The organism is Microcoleus sp. S36a_B3 (assembly GCF_036700745.1).
Classification (GTDB): Bacteria; Cyanobacteriota; Cyanobacteriia; order Cyanobacteriales; family Microcoleaceae; genus Microcoleus.
In genome coordinates this window covers 118,924-136,120 of sequence record NZ_JAUBPN010000002.1, presented here as the reverse complement: position 1 = coordinate 136,120, position 17,197 = coordinate 118,924, and the positions used below count along the sequence as shown (strand labels likewise).

10 protein-coding genes and 1 pseudogene are annotated in these 17,197 nt (G+C 47.1%); 4 read left to right on the top strand and 7 right to left on the bottom strand.

Annotated elements, in window-relative coordinates:
• Window positions 1-281 precede the first annotated feature (281 nt).
• The 6 genes and pseudogenes from QUA01_RS02695 to QUA01_RS02670 all read right to left on the bottom strand — a co-directional run.
• Window positions 282-2,030, bottom strand: coding sequence for a nitrate ABC transporter ATP-binding protein (locus QUA01_RS02695; protein WP_333087747.1), 1,749 nt, complete (start codon window positions 2,028-2,030; stop codon window positions 282-284).
• A gap of 103 nt (window positions 2,031-2,133) precedes the next feature.
• Window positions 2,134-4,158, bottom strand: a complete 2,025-nt coding sequence (locus tag QUA01_RS02690; RefSeq protein ID WP_333087749.1) for an ABC transporter ATP-binding/substrate-binding protein — start codon at window positions 4,156-4,158, stop codon at window positions 2,134-2,136.
• Between the two features lie 161 nt (window positions 4,159-4,319).
• On the bottom strand, window positions 4,320-5,189 hold the full coding sequence (gene ntrB / locus QUA01_RS02685; protein ID WP_194070878.1) for a nitrate ABC transporter permease: 870 nt from the start codon (window positions 5,187-5,189) through the stop codon (window positions 4,320-4,322).
• A 152-nt stretch (window positions 5,190-5,341) separates the two neighbouring features.
• A complete protein-coding gene (locus QUA01_RS02680) occupies window positions 5,342-6,664 on the bottom strand; it encodes a CmpA/NrtA family ABC transporter substrate-binding protein (RefSeq protein ID WP_333087750.1) in 1,323 nt (440 codons plus the stop codon).
• A 59-nt stretch (window positions 6,665-6,723) separates the two neighbouring features.
• On the bottom strand, window positions 6,724-6,969 hold the full coding sequence (locus tag QUA01_RS02675) for a 2Fe-2S iron-sulfur cluster-binding protein (RefSeq protein ID WP_333113731.1): 246 nt from the start codon (window positions 6,967-6,969) through the stop codon (window positions 6,724-6,726).
• 99 nt (window positions 6,970-7,068) lie between these two features.
• Window positions 7,069-8,595: pseudogene (locus QUA01_RS02670) on the bottom strand (ferredoxin--nitrite reductase); the annotation flags it as partial.
• A 611-nt stretch (window positions 8,596-9,206) separates the two neighbouring features.
• Between QUA01_RS02670 and QUA01_RS02665 the strand changes: the two are divergent.
• The 4 genes from QUA01_RS02665 (at window position 9,207) to QUA01_RS02650 (ending at window position 11,944) form a co-directional block, all read left to right on the top strand.
• Complete coding sequence (locus tag QUA01_RS02665; RefSeq protein ID WP_194011692.1) at window positions 9,207-9,422, top strand: hypothetical protein; 216 nt, start codon at window positions 9,207-9,209, stop codon at window positions 9,420-9,422.
• Between the two features lie 35 nt (window positions 9,423-9,457).
• Window positions 9,458-9,586 carry a hypothetical protein gene (locus tag QUA01_RS02660; RefSeq protein ID WP_333087752.1) on the top strand — a complete coding sequence of 43 codons (129 nt, stop codon included), beginning with the start codon at window positions 9,458-9,460 and terminating at the stop codon, window positions 9,584-9,586.
• 434 nt (window positions 9,587-10,020) lie between these two features.
• Window positions 10,021-10,458 (top strand): secondary thiamine-phosphate synthase enzyme YjbQ, encoded by a 438-nt coding sequence (locus tag QUA01_RS02655; RefSeq protein WP_333087755.1) that lies wholly within the window; start codon window positions 10,021-10,023, stop codon window positions 10,456-10,458.
• Window positions 10,459-11,041: 583 nt separating this feature from the next.
• Complete coding sequence (locus QUA01_RS02650) at window positions 11,042-11,944, top strand: XDD3 family exosortase-dependent surface protein (RefSeq protein WP_333087756.1); 903 nt, start codon at window positions 11,042-11,044, stop codon at window positions 11,942-11,944.
• Window positions 11,945-12,172: 228 nt separating this feature from the next.
• Here the strand turns inward: QUA01_RS02650 and QUA01_RS02645 are convergent, their stop codons facing one another.
• Window positions 12,173-16,594 carry a DUF4347 domain-containing protein gene (locus QUA01_RS02645; protein WP_333087758.1) on the bottom strand — a complete coding sequence of 1,474 codons (4,422 nt, stop codon included), beginning with the start codon at window positions 16,592-16,594 and terminating at the stop codon, window positions 12,173-12,175.
• Window positions 16,595-17,197 lie beyond the last annotated feature (603 nt).

The following is a 17,197-nucleotide window of genomic DNA, read 5'->3' as shown; positions in this document are numbered from 1 at the left end:
CCTGATTTAAAATTAACCGCTGTCTTACTAAAACTCGCGATCGCTCTTATTTGCAGCCAGTTTATGACAGTTTATAACTCCCCTGTAAAACAGTGGGCGAATACACTAATTACCAAAAACGGAAACCAGACAGTCCTGATTCGATATCCCAAATTTTACACTTCCGCTAAAGCTGCCAGATTTATCTGTGAAATAAATTTTTAAGCTCAAATCTTGAATGCGAAAATCGACTAACTTGGTTGTTCATAGCAATCTAAGAGCTGCGTGCGGGAAGCTTTCGCCTACTTGGCTGTTTTAACTTCTAATACGCCGCTGGGGCTAAAATTTACTTGAAATTCAGCCGTTGTTCGATCGCCTGCGACGACACCTGCTGGAGTTTGCAAAACCGGCAGAGGCGTTTCTTTGACAAAATCTTTAGCTGCTTGATTTGTGGGATCGAACTGTAGGATATCGCCGTTTTGTTTCACTTTGACCCGATAAGTCAAACTTTCGGTAAATGTCGGAGTTGTCCTCCAATTTTGGTCAATTTTTGCATATAACTGGTTTGCGATCGTATCGAGTTCCGCTTTGTCAGAAATCCCCGATCCGGTGCTGTTAGTCGCAGCAACAGGCGCAGGGCTTGCAGCAATCGGCGCAGGACTAGCGACAGGCGCGGGGCTAACCGCAATCATCGGCGCGGGGCTAACCGCAATCATCGGCGCAGGACTCGCAGCCACAGGCGCAGAGCTCGCAGCAATCATCGGCGCAGGGCTAGCGACAGGCGCAGGACTCGCAGCAACAGGCGCAGGGCTAACCGCAACAGGCGCAGGGCTAACCGCAACAGGCGCAGGGCTAACCGCAACTGGCGCAGGGCTGGGGGGAGAACTCACAACCGCGGCCACAGTCGGCGCTTGCAGTGCAGTTTCTCCTAGTTTCGCTTGCTTTAGCTGACTGGAAACCGCAGACATATTGACTGCTGCTAAAGTAGCCATTGCTGCCAACCACGACACTGCGAAGATAGCTCCTTTGAGCGGTGAAGCTTCTACGGGTTCAGTAGCGTGAGGCATAAAAGATACCTCTGGCCTTGGCTTGTCAGCAACTGCAGGCTTTTTGCCAGCAGGTACTGGCAGGGGTATCGCGACGGTTTCTGTTTCCGATTCCGTTGCTTCATCTTCTTCGTGGTGGGCGTAGCGAGAAAACAGGAACTCCAAAGCAAAGTTCCGCAGTTCGTAATATCTGGGGTCTTCCATTACCCGAGTCCGGTTGCGGGGACGGCTGAAGGGAATGTGCATATCTTCGCCGATGGAAGCGGCGGGGCCGTTGGTCATCATCACGATGCGATCGGCTAAAAACAAAGCTTCATCAATATCGTGAGTGATCATGATGACGGTAATTTTGTGCTCGCGCCAGATTTTGAGCAATTCTTCCTGCAATTCTTCCCGCGTAATCGGATCTAGAGCTCCGAAAGGTTCGTCCAAAATCAATAGTTTGGGGCGAGTTGCTAGAGCTCGGGCGATCGCCACCCGCTGTTTCATCCCCCCGGACAATTGGCCCGGTCTTTTATTAGCAGCTTCGGTCAGCCCCACTAATTCTAAGTTTTGTTTGACGATCGCATTGTGTTCCTCTGCGGACTTGTCAGCATAAACACTTTCAACACCGAGGTGGATGTTTTCAGTAGCAGTCAGCCAAGGTAGTAGGGAGTAGTTTTGAAACACCACCATGCGATCGGGGCCGGGTTCAGTAATCGGCGAACCTTCCAGAGCAACTTCTCCGCTGGTCGGCCCGTTGAATCCCGCAATCATGTTCAGCAAAGTTGATTTGCCGCAGCCGGAGTGACCGATCAAACAAATAAATTCGCCTTCATTAACAGTCAGGTTTACACCGTCGAGAATGACAAAAGGTTTGTCAGGTTCTTTCTGATTTTTGTAGACTTTGGATACGTTTTTTATCGTTAAAAAACCGGGTTTTTCTGTGTGAAAATTAGTAGTTTCGGGAGTTGTTAGAGTTTGCATATTTTCAGAAATTGGCTTGTTTTTTTGAGGATTAGACATGAAGCTTTTAGATTGAGAGGGATTTTGGGAGTTGTGGAAATCGGAAAATGTGGAGTCTTGTTTCCTAATTTCTTACTCCTCATTTCCTCTTCCTATTTACTGGTTATGCAGGGATTTTGATAGAACACTGACTGCCTATTTGTTCAATTAAGATTTCTTCAATGCGGAGGCCGCGCTTGATTTTGACATTCTGGAGATAGTCGATCGGGTCGTCTAGATTAAAGACAGTGCCGTCAAATAGCTCGATCGTCCGACGAACTCTCGAAATATCCGGCAAACCCAACTCGCGAACTGCTTGACCGAAGACATCGGGCCGCAACACTCGATCGACCACTTCCACCCAGTTTTTCGGGAACGGAATCAGACCCCAGCGGGCCATCTGCGCCATCACCCACACCATTTCTAGGCGGTCTGGACAATTGGTTTGGTCAACGTAGAACTGGTTGAAGTTGTAGAGCATTTGGGGTTCCGCCTCGGTGCCGCAGTTGTACGGATCGAGGAATCCCGGGCGGATGTTTTTGGAGTCTGCGCCGATGTATTGTTCTTGACAAATCAACCCCAGCACTTCTTCGCGGTTGCGGCGATCGTCGCAGTAGTCGCAGGCTTCCAAAAGCGCTTTGACGAGGGCGACGTGGGTTTGAGGATATTTCTGAGCCCAATCTTCGGTAACACCGAGAACTTTTTCGATGTGTCCGGGCAGAATATCGAGGGAACGGGCGATGACAAAACCACTACCGTCGTTGACTGCGTGGTTGTTCCAGGGGTCGCCGGCGCAGTAGCCGTCAATGTTACCTGCTTTTAAATTCGATACCATCTGCGGGGGCGGAATCACGGTCAAGCCCACGTCAAGGTCGGGGTCGATGCCGCCGGCGGCCAGCCAGTAGCGGAACAGCAGATTGTGCATGGAGGCGGAGTGTACCGTCCCCAAGGTGTGAGCTTTGTCGGGGGTGCTGGCGATCGCAGCTTTGAAATCCTCTAATGTCCGAATACCTTGTTTGTAGAGGTGTTTGCTCAAAACAATCGAATTGCCGTTGCGAGACAGAGTGAGGGCGCTACAGACTGGCACCGGGGCTTCGCCGTCCAATCCCAACAACATGGCGATCGGCATTCCTGCGACCATTTGCGCCGCATCCAGCCGTCCTTGGGCTACGCCTTTAGCAATTGCTTTCCAGCTTGGTTCGCGCACGAGGGTAACTTCTTCTAAGCCGTGGGCTTTGAAAAATCCTTTTTCTTTGGCTACGACTAAGGGCGCGCAGTCGGTGAGGGGAATAAACCCGATGTCGAGGTTGACTTTTTCCAGGCCGTTGCGGGCGATCGCAGGTAGTTGTTGTTGGGCCCGGCGTTGTTTGACGCGCTTTTGCTGGTTGAGGAAGTAAACAATTTCGTTGCGTAGCGCGTAGTAACTCGGATGGTTGACAACTTCCATGCGCTTGCGGGGGCGGGGAATGTCCACTTCGAGGATTTGTCCGATTTGCGCTTCCGGGCCGTTGGTAAGCATGACAATGCGATCGCTCAACAACAAAGCCTCATCAACGTCGTGAGTTACCATCACGCTGGTGACTTTGCTTTCCTGGCAAATTTTCATCAACTGGTCTTGCAAACCGCCACGAGTTAAAGCATCAAGAGCACCAAAGGGTTCGTCTAACAGCAGCAATTTCGGGCGAATCGCGAGGGCGCGGGCGATCGCAACTCTTTGTTTCATCCCCCCAGAAATTTCCCCAGGCCGTTTTTTGGCAGCTTGTCCGAGTCCTACTAATTTAATATGGTGTTCTATGACTAATTCGCGCTCTTCTTGAGTGTTACCGCTGTAGATTTCATCCACTGCGAGGGCGATATTTTCGCGAACAGTCAGCCAAGGAAGCAGCGAATAATTTTGAAACACCACCATCCGATCCGGGCCTGGATCGCGGACTTCACGCCCTTCTAAAGTAATCCCACCCTGACTTGCCCTGTCGAGACCAGCGATGATATTTAGCAGTGTAGATTTGCCGCAGCCAGAGTGTCCGATTAAGGAGATAAATTCTCCCTTTTTAATTTTAAGTTCGATATTTTTAAGAGCGATGTATTGCTCTCCATTTGGCAGATCAAATACGCGGTCAACGTGGTCTACTTCAACAAATACTGACATGATTTTTTTTAGGTTAGTTTGTAATTTGTAGATTAAGTCAATGTAGTGGGTGCGCCTGTACCTGATCCTGTTCGCGCTGCGGGTGCGTCGGGTCGCGCACCTTACCTTATGTTAGTCAACAGTCAACAGCCAACTGTTAACTGTTAACTGTTAACCAAATCCTATTTGCTTTCTTCGGGAACCACTTTAGAACCGATAAAACCAACTATTCTGTCTAATAGCAAGCCGACAATTCCTACATAAAGCACTGCTAGAATCACGGAGCTTAGTCTAGAACTGTTGTAAGCGTCCCAGATGAAGAAACCGATGCCAACACCGCCGACTAACATTTCCGCCGCTACGATCGCCAGCCAAGACAAACCGATACCAATTCTCAAGCCTGTGAAGATGTAAGGAACTGAAGATGGAATCAGGATTTTCCAGAAGTATTTTCGGTTCGGTAGGCGCAAGACGCGGGCGACGTTTCTGTAGTCTTGGGGTATTTGTTGAACGCCTACTGTGGTATTGATGATAATCGGCCAAATTGCTGTAGCCAAGATTACAAAAAGTGCTGCTACTTCGTTGGTTTTCAGTCCCATACCTTCAAAGGGATTGAACTGTTGAAATACTGCCAGGGCGATCGGCAACCAAGCTAGAGGCGGGATAGTTCTAAATACTTGAAACAGCGGGTCTAAAGCATCGTACATTAAAGGATTTGTGCCGATCAATATCCCTAAACTTATGCCGAGAATTGCTGATAAAGTAAAGCCGATCGCCACTCGCTGCAAACTCGCTAAAATTTGCCAAAATAAACCTTTGTCGATACCGCCGTTGTCGAAGAAGGGATCGATAATCAAAGTCCAAGTTTCTTTGACAACTTTAACCGGGCCCGGCAAGGAGGAACCATCACCGTGGCAAAGGATTTGCCAAATTGTGAGCAAAACTGCGATCGCAACTAAAGGTCGAAGGATTTTTCGGCGATTTTTTTGCACCAAATCCAAAACGAAATTTACCGGATTTTTACTTTTAGAAACCGAGAGATTTGTTGCCATATCTTTGAGTGTATCTTAGTGAATAATCGATTATTTGTAGATACTTGGAAGTGTTCGCCGTGTCTGGGTGGTTTGAGTCAAGAAAGCCAACTTTACTACTAAAGTTAAAAATTGGTCATTCAGTCAACAGTCAACAGTCAACAGTCAACTAATTATGCTTTCTTGATTGCCAGACTCTTCAGATATTCTTCAGGTTTTTCGGGGTCAAACTTGATGCCGTCAAAGAATGTTTCGACACCGCGAGAAGTCGTAGCAGGAATTTGGGCTGCAGGAACACCAATTGCTGTGGCGGCGGCTTTCCAAATATCCTCGCGGTTAACTTTATCGACGGTTCCTTTGATATCGGTATTAGCCGGCATATAACCCCAGCGAATATTTTCAGTGATGAACCAAGCATCGTGGCTCTTGTAGGGATACGAAGCATTATCAGCCCAGAATTTCATCGCCACTGGACTAGCAGCTTCAACGCGACCTGTACCGTAGTCAATTTGACCTTTAGAGCGAGCGACAATATCGGCTGCAGGAACTTTTAACCATCTATCTTTACCGATGATTTGACACATCTCTTCTTTGTTTTCTGGCTTTTCGCACCACTGCTGGGATTCGAGAACAGCCATTGTCAGTGCTTTAGCAGCTTTGGGATTTTTGGCTACCCAATCTGCTCTTAAAGTTAAAGCTTTTTCTGGGTGATCTTTCCAAAGTTCTCCAGTGATTAAGGCGCTGTATCCTACTTTTTGAGCAATTAGCTGAGCGTTCCAAGGTTCGCCTACACAAAAGGCTTCCATGCTGCCGGATTTCATGTTAGCTACCATCTGGGGCGGCGGTACGGGAATCACGGAAACATCTGTATCTGGATTGATACCGCCTGCTGCTAGCCAGTACCGTATCCACAAATCGTGGGTGCCTCCGGGAAATGTCATAGCAATCGGAACTTTCTGATTGGCGAGGGCTGCTTTAAAAGGTTTGCTATCTGTACCTATTTTTAAATCAAGGTATTTTTTGCCGAGGGAAATACCTTGACCGTTAGTATTTAACCGCGCCAGAATGTTCATTGGCACTGGCTGATTGCCTTTGGTAATTGTGCCTAATGTCATCTGGTGAGCCATCGGGGATAGGAGGTGCGCGCCGTCAATGCCGCCTTTGTCGGAACCGAGTTCTAGGTTATCGCGCGTCACCGGCCAAGATGCTTGTTTGGTTATTTGCACGTCTTTCATGCCGTATTTGGCAAAGTAGCCTTTTTCTAGGGCGATGATTAAGGGTGCTGCGTCGGTGAGCGCGATGAATCCGAGTTTGGCTGCGGTAACTTCGGGGGCGTCGGCGGGGTTGATGTTGACTGCTGGGGCAGCGGTGGGTGAGGTTCCGCCGGGAGTTGCGCTAGATGTGGTGGAACCGGAACTGCAACCGTGGGCTAGCAGGGTGCCGGCGGCTGTGACTCCGGCGGTGATGATGAATTTTCTGCGGGAAAGGTTGCTCATTTGTCTTGAATTCTTGTTGTACTTTGAGATCGTTGGAATGTGAGATGGCAGATGTGAGATCAGGCGTCGATCGACACTTGGCCGATCGCCCGCGCGCTGCAAGCTAAAATGAACCCTGGTTCTAAATCGGCAGCCGCGTCTGGTTGACTGTCGTAAACTGTTTTGCCTTCTAGAAGTTTCTGCTTGCAAGTGCCGCAGGTTCCCGAACGACAACTGCTGTCGAGTTCGACTCCTGCCCGTTCGGCAACGTCGAGAATAAATTCATCTTCGGTGCAAGCAACTGTTTTGCCCGATCGGGCGAAAATAACAGTAGATGTCTGAGGTTTGGTCGCCGCGAGTGTCGTTTCGTCTCTCTCAACCGTCAGTTGCAGTTGTCGGTTGAGGGAAGCTACATCTCCTTGATGGGGAACAGCACCGAAGTTATCGACTAAAAGTTGATGCAGCACCGGTTTAAGGTCTTCGCAAGGGATGCTTTTTTGGACGCAAGTACCCAAATGAGCGTCTTTGCCAACCGTCCCTCCCATGTAAATGTCTACACCTTCAAGGGTTTTGCCGTTCTTGCGAACCTTTGTCCCCATCAAACCGATGTCTGCTACTTGGGGTTGGCCGCAGGAATTGGGGCAACCAGTCCAGTGAATTCTGACCGATTTGGGAATGGAGAGTTCGGTTTCGAGTTCCCCAATCATGGCGACGGCGCGAGCTTTGGTTTCAATGAGGGCGAAGTTGCAAAACTTGGAGCCGGTGCAGGAAAGTAAGGCTCGCGTCAGGGGTGCCGGCTCAATGGAAAAACGCTGCAACAGCGGTTCTTTCAGCAGCGACTCAATCCGCGATTCGGGAACGTTGGGCACAATCACGTTTTCTTCGACAGTCAGCCTGAGCTCGCCACTGCCGTAGACTTCGGCGATTCTGGCTAAATCGAACAAATCCGATGCAGTTAGCCGTCCGACGGGAACGTGCAGCCCTACATACTTGAGTCCTGCTTGTTTTTGGTCGTAGATGCCGATGTGGTCGCGTTTGTCCCAGATGATTTCATCTTTGAGGGCGGCCCGAAGCAATGTGCGCCCTAATTCTTGTTCGACGACGGCGCGGAATTGTTCGATGCCGAGTTCGTCAATCAGCCACATCAAGCGCGATTTTTGGCGGTTTGCTCTCGGGCCTCGATCGCGAAACACAGTTAAAATTGCTTTGCACAAATCTACAACGTCGCTGGGACTTGCCCAAGCGTTGAGGGGAATTGCAGCTTCGCAGCGTTTGGCGGAGAAGAATCCGCCGACTAAAACATTAAACCCGATGTTGCCGTCCAAGTAAGCGGGTACGAAGGCGATGTCGTTGATTTCGGCGTGGACTGAGTTGTCGCGACAGCCTGCGATCGCAATATTAAACTTTCTCGGCAAATTGGAAAACGCGGGGTTGCCTTCGCCGCTGTTGGTAATCATGTCTTGAACTTGGTTCGCCAGTTCCCGCGTATCTATCAGTTCGTCGGCATCCAAGCCTGCGACTGGGGAACCGGTGATGTTGCGAACGTTGTCCATACCGGACTGAACACTGGTCATCCCCACTGCTTTGAGGCGGCTGAAGATGTCGGGCACATCTTCTATGCGAATTCCGCGCAGTTGCAGGTTTTGTCTGGTGGTGATGTCGGCGCTGCCGTCGTCGCCGTACCGCTGTACAATTTCTGCGATGGTTCTGGTTTGATTGCTGGTAATGATGCCGTTGGGCAACCGCATCCGCATCATGAATTTCCCAGGAGTTACTGGCCGAAAGAAGATGCCGAACCATTTGAGGCGGTAGTCGCGATCGATTTCGTCCATTGCTTCCCAGCCGATTTGGGCGAAGTGTTCGAGTTCGGCTTTGACTGCTAAGCCATCTTTTTCGGATTTGAGTTTTTCAAATTTGTTCTGGCTGGTTTTTGGTTCTACTGTTTGGGTCATTGGTTTACCCTCGCGGCTGGCTTGTTCGGGAAAAGTATTGACTTGGAGCATAAAGTGTGTTTCCTGCTAACCTTAGTGACTGTATGAATTTAAAACTGTATATTTAGTTACTCGATAGAATTTCTTTTAAGCATGGTTGGTCTTTTGTATACTTGAGCTTTTTTGGACGCTGCCTCGAATGCCACCAACCTATTTATGGTTGTTATGGTTGCTACCGATTGTTCGATCGCTGCGTTTCGATGCGCCTTTGTTACGAACAAATGTAAAACCCACCACCGTAAAGATTCGTAGCTATTTTTACAAAATATTGAGTTTTATGAAGATTTTGCATACTGACAATGCGTTTTATACATGAGTAGTCGGTAAAGACACCCACAGAGCCTAAAAATCTTTGTAAATCTTTAGATTTGGGAGGGGAGAGAGGGAAATTGGCAAATAATAAAATAATGTTGTGACGCCGATCGCATACTTAAAACGCCGCTAGTCACACAATTAGATGCGTCGCGATCGCACAATTAGCGTCAAAAAATCACATTCTCTACTCTGTCAGCGTCACTGTTGATTTTGGGAGAATGATAGATGATATAACTATCGAATTCAGAGAAGGTCTTATGCTTTTTATTCAACTTATCCCCGGCGCTATTTCTGAAATACTGGCCTCTGTTACCGATACAGGCTGTTTGACATTGGCCGATCGCTACGGTTTGATGGCTGCTGTTTTGGATGACTCTCTCGACGAGCAAGATATATATTCGCTCAACCGACTGCTGCGCTACGTGCTTAAGGGAAGAGTCAAGATAGTTAATGAATTGTCGGCGATCGGTTAACAGCATTCAGCAATTTGATTGATGCAGCGCTTCAAGTGCAGAAACTACCGCCAGAGTCTCAAGGAACCCGCGATGCTCGCTACGGATATGTTGCAGGCAGTTTCTTGGCTTTTCTCAAAACGATCGCTCCTCGCCGTCAGTCGATTTTAGATTTTAGATTTTAGATTTTAGATTTTTAGATTTACTTACATCATTAGTAGGGTGCGTCGAGGAGCGATGAATCCCTAATATCATCTCCGGTAGATTGCCATAACACAAAAAAGGTTCGTGCAGTTAATCGAGCGGGCGCGATATAAGATCGTTTCCGGCTGCATCGTCAGGTGATAAATCAGAGAGCAATTCATGAATGATTTTTACAAGTCACCACCTATCTCGGTGCAATTTTCAGTTGTTCGATTCACAGTCAACAGTCAACAGTCAACAGTCAACAGTCAGTAGGGGCGGTGGATGGTGCGTGCGGGCCCTCTTAACTTGAGGAAACAATTTTTTATAAATGGTATAATTTTGGGCGATCGACCTTTGAGGAATTTGAGGACTCAAGTCCTCATTACCAACCTAATTATAATTATTAAACTGGGCTAGAGATAATAGGCAACCTATGAAAATCATCAATCAAACAATCGAAATACTCACAGAATCAGGTCTTAATATTTATAACATCACTCCTCAAATTGTCCAGCTTCTTGATAGCAGTGCCGTGAAAAATGGACAAGTTATAGTTTTTTCCAAACACACTACTACAGCTTTGGCAATTAATGAAGATGAAGAAAGATTGCTAGCAGATATTAAAGTATACTTGCAAAAATTAGCGCCTCCCGGTGACAAATACTTGCACAACGACCTGCATTTAAGAATAGTTCCAGCCGACGAACCGATCAACGCTCACTCTCACCTGATGGCCATGACGCTCAGTACCAGCGAAGTAATTCCAGTTGCAGAAGGTAAATTAGCACTGGGGACTTGGCAATCTGTTTTGTTTTTTGACTTAGACGGGCCGCGAAACAGAAGTGTAAGTATTCAAATTATGGGCGAATAAGTTGTGGTGTAATTAAATTGCATCTAGCGGTTTTCAAGTGAATGAAATATTGACCAATTAATCCCTCAATCCCTCAATCAATTTTATGGACTAACTCTGCGTAGGTGATGCGTTTGGGTAGCAATGTGCTGGTAGTGGCGAAATTTTGCTGTTTAATTACGGGCATTAGCTGTTTTTTGTGAATGTAGTTGATATTAGGCGATCGCCCACAAAATCGGGAGCAGAGCGGTTTTGCAAAAAGCATTTTTTTTATTAAGCGTGCGAGAAGCCCAGATCGCGTATTGTACTCGCTCTTCGGGGACGCTCGAACTATAAATGCAAAACCGATCTGCTATCACAAAATCTTTACCAAAACTTTAATAAAATTTGCCGGAATCTGTGATTTACTAAAAATCAAAGAGTCCCTACGAGGCGGCAGCATCTCCGGCTTTGTAAAAATATTTTTTTGTGCGAGTGCGATAGATAAAATCTCCCACGCATTAAAACAAAAGCGATCGATAGGATCTCCCACGCATTCAAGCAAAACACAGATGCTCCCGAGCGATCGACTTGATTTTTTATCACTCATTCCCCGGAGAATTTTATGAATTCTACTAATAAAAACAGTATTTACAGCACTTGCTCAGTGGCTGTTTTCTGTGCAATTATCGCGATACAGCCACAAAAAGCTACAGCAGCAACGCTATCTAACGGTTGGAATTATGCGATCGATTCCTTCAGCGACGGCGTGACAGGGCCGCAAATCGGCGGCGGCGAATTTGAATTTTACGGTATCGCTGTCAAAGAAACATCAGATACAGCTTTCATCGCCATTAACTCGAATCTAAGTTTAGCGGGATATGCAGACAGCGCCGCTCTCCGAGGCAACATCAACTACGGCGATTTATTCTTCAATTTTTCCGGTCAAAACTTCAACACAGCTAATGCAAATAACAGCTTGTTTGCCGTTCGCTTTGCCGAAGGAAATGACTCAGGCGTGGCAACAACTGGCGTTTACAGCAATGTCACTGCTAAAAACGTCACTAAAACCAACTCCGGCTTTAGCAATTTAAATCAATTCAACACTGTAGTTGCATCTCAAGGCGGTACTCCATCAATGGGCGATTTAGCTGCCACAGATCCCTATTTTGAACAAACAGGAAACTGGACAGTTCTCAACTCAATTGCTACAGGTACAAAAGTAGGAGAAATTAACTTTTTAACTCCCGCCACTTTGACTGCCCTCGGTCTGAATTTTGGTCAATTTAATGCAGTAGGTTCTCAAACAATCGGATTCAGTTTTAACAAATCCTCAATGCCTTCGGGGAGCTATATTGCTAATTTTTTGGCCGAGTGCGCTAATGATGCGATCGCCATTAAAAGCTCCTTTGAAGCAAGCTCTGCTGAAGCCGTACCCGAACCTGCTACTTGGTTGGGTACTTTTGCCGGATTTGGGATTCTGGGTATGGGTGCGGCGAAACGCAAAATTAAGGGCAAGATTAGCTGAAATTAAAAGTTTACAACACACTTAAGATTGCACTTAGAACCCCGAGTTCTTCCAGAATTCGGGTTTTGGATATTTTTGATGAATCAGTCGGTCTCCTGGTGGCGAAAGTAGTAGGGTGCGTCGCAGGGTAATATTTGCCATCTGCGGTATTTGTTTGTTGATCCGCACCTTACGCCGTTATGGATAATCGAGGGGTTGTCTTCCCCGGATTTGGTATAACCTCATGCTCTAAGCTAAATTGAAATTGGCAGCATTAATCGCACTTGCCGTCTCCCCATTCAGAGAAGCTAAAATTTCACCTGTTGCCGACAAACGGATGAAAGTTGAACTATTTTCTTGAGTAATTGACAATTGCGAGAAAGTTAGCCCGTTACCCAAGATTAATAAGTCTTTACCAACTTCAAAGTCAGTAATAATATCAGTCCCAGAATTGGTAGAAAGCAAGAATTTATCATTGCCATTACCTCCCGTCAAAGTATCACTTCCCAAACCGCCAGTCAGCAAATCATCACCCTTACCTCCCAGCAGAATATCGTTACCGTCACCACCATTCAAAATGTCAGCACCGCGGCTGCCAAACAAAACATCATTTCCGCTACCACCCAGCATAATATCGTTACCTTTGCCGCCGAAAAGAGAGTCATTGCCAGAGGTACCGTCGAGATAATCATTGCCCCTCATGCCCATCAAAACATCATTTCCGCTGCTTCCAGTCAGGATATCATCACCATTTGTACCGATAATTGCGTCGGGCGAATTGCTGCCTAACTCAGCATCGCCGGTGACAACAGGAGTCGCAATCCCACCAGGTGTTGTTATAGTTTCAATTTTGGTATCTAAAGCAGCACCAGTATTCTCAGCCACTACCTGAGAAATTGTCTTACTTCCAGCACCAACAGCTTTGAAATCTTGACTCGTTGCGCCCAAGGTTACTTTTTGGACGCGGGCGACTGCTTCAGGAATTGAAGTTGTTGGGTTGGAGACAGCGGCATCAATGCGTTGATTGGCTGTTGCCATTACAGTCGCAGCTTGCGAGGTAATTTGGGTAAAATTTTGACTATTGAAACTGGAGTCAGTTTGCTTGATTCTAGTGGCTGCTTGCTGAATAATTGGTTCTAAATCGGCTGCATTGCTCAGATTTAAAACAGTACCGGATTGAACTCGACTCGTAATTGAACTGACAACAGCCTTGACAATATCGCTAGTTAATGCACTAGAAGCACCGTCAATCAAAGCGCTAGTTTGAGTGATGAAATTTTGGACTTTCACCATTGCCGATAAAGTTGCGATACCGCCCGGTTGGTTGTTGTTGGTAGCTGCGATCGGATCTAAGCTAGTCAGGTCAATATTAGTGGGGATGGAAAGGGCAGTTTTGACTAAAAATTGTGCTTCTGCTGGTCCAATTCCTTTGTCGGTCAAGTCGGCAACTAAGCTGGTTAAGAGGGTGACAACAGTAGCATCTGGCGGTGCGGTGACTGGTGTTTCTAGGGGTAAGCCGGTGGCAGTGTCGGTGCCACCTATGGCAACTAAATTGCCTTTACCTGAGTCAATTTCCCCGTTTTGATTGTTGTTGAAAGTCTCGAAGGGGAGATTGAGATTAAATTCACCGTTAGAGTCAGTAGTAGTGGATGGTTCGCCGGCATCGAGGACACCGTTTTTGTTGACATCTAAGAAAACAGTAGCCTCGGCAATGTAACCGTCGATAACCCGGCCGTTTCGGGATTTCGTTACTTTGATTATCTGGCTGGAACTCGCACCATAAGGGTCTATTGCTGTTAATTTCGCGTTGAAGGATTGCCAGTTACTTGGGGGAGTTCCGGTGAACTTAATGCTGTTTGTGGCAGAGTCAAACGAGAATCCCAGCCAACTGCTGTTCGGATTGCTCTGTAATAAGCTTCCATCAGGCAGGGTTAGTGTGTAGGTGAGTAGGTCGCCATCCGGGTCTATGTAGACGTTAGGAATGTCCATATCGAAAGGAGTGTAACGAGAACGCAGGCGAATATTCTCGTCTGGAGGACGATTGGTCGGTGTTGGTGGTGTTGGTGGTTGTGGTGGTGTTGGTGGTGTTAGTGGCGTTGGTGTTGGCGTTGGTGTGACTGGTGTTGGTAGTGTTGGTGGTGTTGGTGGTGTTGGTGGCGTTGGTGTTGGCGTTGGCGTGACTGGTGTTGGTGGCGTTGGTGGTTCTGGTGTTGGCGTTGGTGGTGTTGGTGGTTCTGGTGTTGGCGTTGGAATTGGCGTTGGAATTGGCGTTGGCGTTGGTGGTTCTGGTGTTGGTGTCGGCGTCGGTGCAGTGTAGTTAATAATAGTTGTGGTAGCGGTATCAGCGGTAATTATCGGTGTTACCGCTGCGATACCTGTGGGATCTGACAGGGTGACGGTAATAGTTTCATCGGGTTCAACTATGGTGTCGCCCAACACATCCAAAGTGATAGTTTTTGATGTTTCACTCGTCGCAAAATTAATCGTGCCTGTAGCAGTTTTTGCCCCAGAAGTGCCGCCGATATTGTTATAATCGCTGCCGTTGGTAGCTGTTCCGGCGATCGCATATTTGACGCTACTTGCCCCGTTAGTGACGTTGCTGCGAGTCACAGTGAAAGTTAGAGGTTTTTTGCCGCTATTACCTTCGTCAATGCTGGCAGTATCGGTGGCAATGGCATAAGCAACAGAAACCTGGTCTGAAATAGTTAGTGTTGTTGTTTTTGTGGAGCCCGCAATCCCACCAGTAATTGTACCAAAGTTGAAAATTACAGTTTCGGGGTCTTCAGAGAGATTGTCAGGCTTGATAGTAACTGCAACATTCTTGGTGAGTTCGTCACCTGTTGCACCTGCGGGGAAGGTAATCGAAGTAGGGGAAAAGGTGTAGTCTGAATTTTCGGTGGCAGTGCTGCTGGGATCGAGGAGAATTGGCACAACTACATCGTTTAAGGGAGTGCCGCCGGCGATTTTGACGGGAACATTAACTACTGTATCTGTTGTTCCTTCCACACCGCTGTAAGTGGCCGCACCGAAATTAACTGTATTCGATGTATTCAGTAGAATCGAGACAGTTTGACCGGAAGCCGTAGCTATATCCAACTTACCGTCAGCATTAAAATCTCTCGCAACCGCAAAAGTAATATAACCATCAGTGTTCGGGGCCTTCGGGAGCGTAAAGTTGCTGAGAGTACCAAATTTACCCGTACCATCTCCTGACAAGACTGAAAGTTCCTGCTGCACGTAGTTAGACGTGGCTAAATCGAGTTTGCCATCGCCACTAAAATCCCCTGCAACCACAGATTCGGGACCTCCAAATAGATAAGGTGTGACACTAAAGTTGTTAGCAGTATCAAAATTACCCGTACCATCTCCCAAAAAGACAGAGACAGATCGATTGGAGCTGTTATTGGCGGCGATATCGAGTTTGCCGTCGCCATTAAAGTCGCCTGTAACGACAGTGCGAAACTCACTCCCTGCGGCAAGGTTAACGGGGGAGTTAAGGTTAACGGGGGAGTTAAAGTTGCCTTTACCATCTCCTAAGAAAACGGAGATGTTATTAGTATTTTCATAGTTCGACGTGACTAAATCGAGTTTGCCGTCGCCGTTAAAGTCGGCTGTGGCAACACTATACTTGCGTGCTTGTGTGTTAATCTTAACGGGATTGCCAAAGCTACCAGTACCGTCTCCCAAAAGTATTGAAATGAAGTTATCGCGGTCAGGAGTTGTGGCTAAATCTAACTTGCCATCTCCATTAAAGTCACCGGTTGCGATCGAAGCATGATCTATATTTTCACCGAAGTTGGTAGGATCGCCAAAACTGCCAGTACCTGTCCCCAACCGGATGGAAACGAAATTGCCGTTACCTTGTGTATCCTTACGATTCGCTACAGCTAAATCGAGTTTGCCGTCTCCATTAAAGTCGCCCACTCCAACGCCAGTGGGATTCTCCTTACCTGCTGGCTTAAGTAAGCTGATAGGAGTAGCAAAGCTGCCCGTAGTGCCCGTCCCCAACAATATGGAAATATCTCTTGGGAAGAAGCGATCCTGCTTACCTGTCACTACTAAGTCGAGGAAACCGTCACCATTAAGGTCGCCCGTATCAATGTCTCCAGCATTTGGTACACTATAGTTTCTGGCTTCACTGAAGGTGGCAAGGACGTGGCTGTATGTTGCTAGAACTTCGGGCCGAAATGCTAAAGAGGCTGCAATTTTCCCGGTTGTTACTTCTAGTTCCCAGTCGCCACCTTTTGCTGCACTGCCGGTGAGGTTTTTGGAGGCGGCAACGTTGGTATTTGTGAGTTGGGCGATGCGCTGGATGAAGGTGAAGGATGTCAATGCGACATTGCAACCGTAAATCAGAATATCCGCACCGACAGTTAAAGCACTCCGCCACTGCTGCAATTTCTCGGCATAAGCTTCCAGATTGTCAGCACACAATCTAGTTTTTCCCAATTGCAAGCTACTCGGACTGCCGTGAGAAATAATGTGAATGCTGTCTATATTTGTCCGAAGAGCTAAAATTTCGGTAATTTGTGCAATCGCATCCCTGTCCCCATCCAAAACCACTACTTCCGTACCCGGTGTTACCCCGGCAATTAAACTTTGATAATCTGTAACAAGGCGATCGATAAAGGCGATCGCATTTCCTAAAATTTGACAATTAAAATTTCGCATCACACCACCTATTCCTGGTTTAAAAAAGAGTGAAAATTTGTAGTCTCAACCATAACGGTTTATTGCAGAAAACTCTGTAAAGATTTGCTAAAGATGTATTTATCAATAGTCCCTCGATCGACCTTGGGAGTGCCAAGAGTGCCTCCCCCCGCCCACGATGGCAACCGCAGGGGGATTGCCCCTATAAAGAATAGGGGATATGCAAATCGGGTCGATCGCACTTTCTATCGTATTTTTATTAAATCAGGTGGCTATTTGAGAACTTGAGTGAGTTCTCATCGACTTCTCATCGACTTTTGATTGGACCTCTCCCATAATTAAGTTTTTGTCCAAATGGGGAAAGGCGTAACGCAATATTAAGTAATATTGCGGGCGGTCGAGACTTCGGTACAAACGATATATCTAGAGGGTTTCAGTCTTAAATTCACACAAATGCACTGCCAACCCTAGCCATATCGACTGTCGCAATCTCGATCGCACCTCATATCGTTTCCGGTTGTATCGGAATAATAAAATCGAGTCAACAGTTAACACTAAACCATTCAGTTTTTCGACCCGCTCGTCAACAGTCAACAGTCAAAAGTCAACAGTCAACAATCAACA

Excerpts from the sequence above, each read along its gene's own strand:
- QUA01_RS02650 (WP_333087756.1), top strand. The coding sequence starts at position 11,042 with ATGAATTCTACTAATAAAAACAGTATTTACAGCACTTGCTCAGTGGCT.
- QUA01_RS02645 (WP_333087758.1), bottom strand. The coding sequence starts at position 16,594 with ATGCGAAATTTTAATTGTCAAATTTTAGGAAATGCGATCGCCTTTATC.
- QUA01_RS02695 (WP_333087747.1), bottom strand. The coding sequence starts at position 2,030 with ATGTCTAATCCTCAAAAAAACAAGCCAATTTCTGAAAATATGCAAACT.
- QUA01_RS02680 (WP_333087750.1), bottom strand. The coding sequence starts at position 6,664 with ATGAGCAACCTTTCCCGCAGAAAATTCATCATCACCGCCGGAGTCACA.
- QUA01_RS02655 (WP_333087755.1), top strand. The coding sequence starts at position 10,021 with ATGAAAATCATCAATCAAACAATCGAAATACTCACAGAATCAGGTCTT.
- QUA01_RS02665 (WP_194011692.1), top strand. The coding sequence starts at position 9,207 with ATGCTTTTTATTCAACTTATCCCCGGCGCTATTTCTGAAATACTGGCC.
- ntrB (WP_194070878.1), bottom strand. The coding sequence starts at position 5,189 with ATGGCAACAAATCTCTCGGTTTCTAAAAGTAAAAATCCGGTAAATTTC.
- QUA01_RS02690 (WP_333087749.1), bottom strand. The coding sequence starts at position 4,158 with ATGTCAGTATTTGTTGAAGTAGACCACGTTGACCGCGTATTTGATCTG.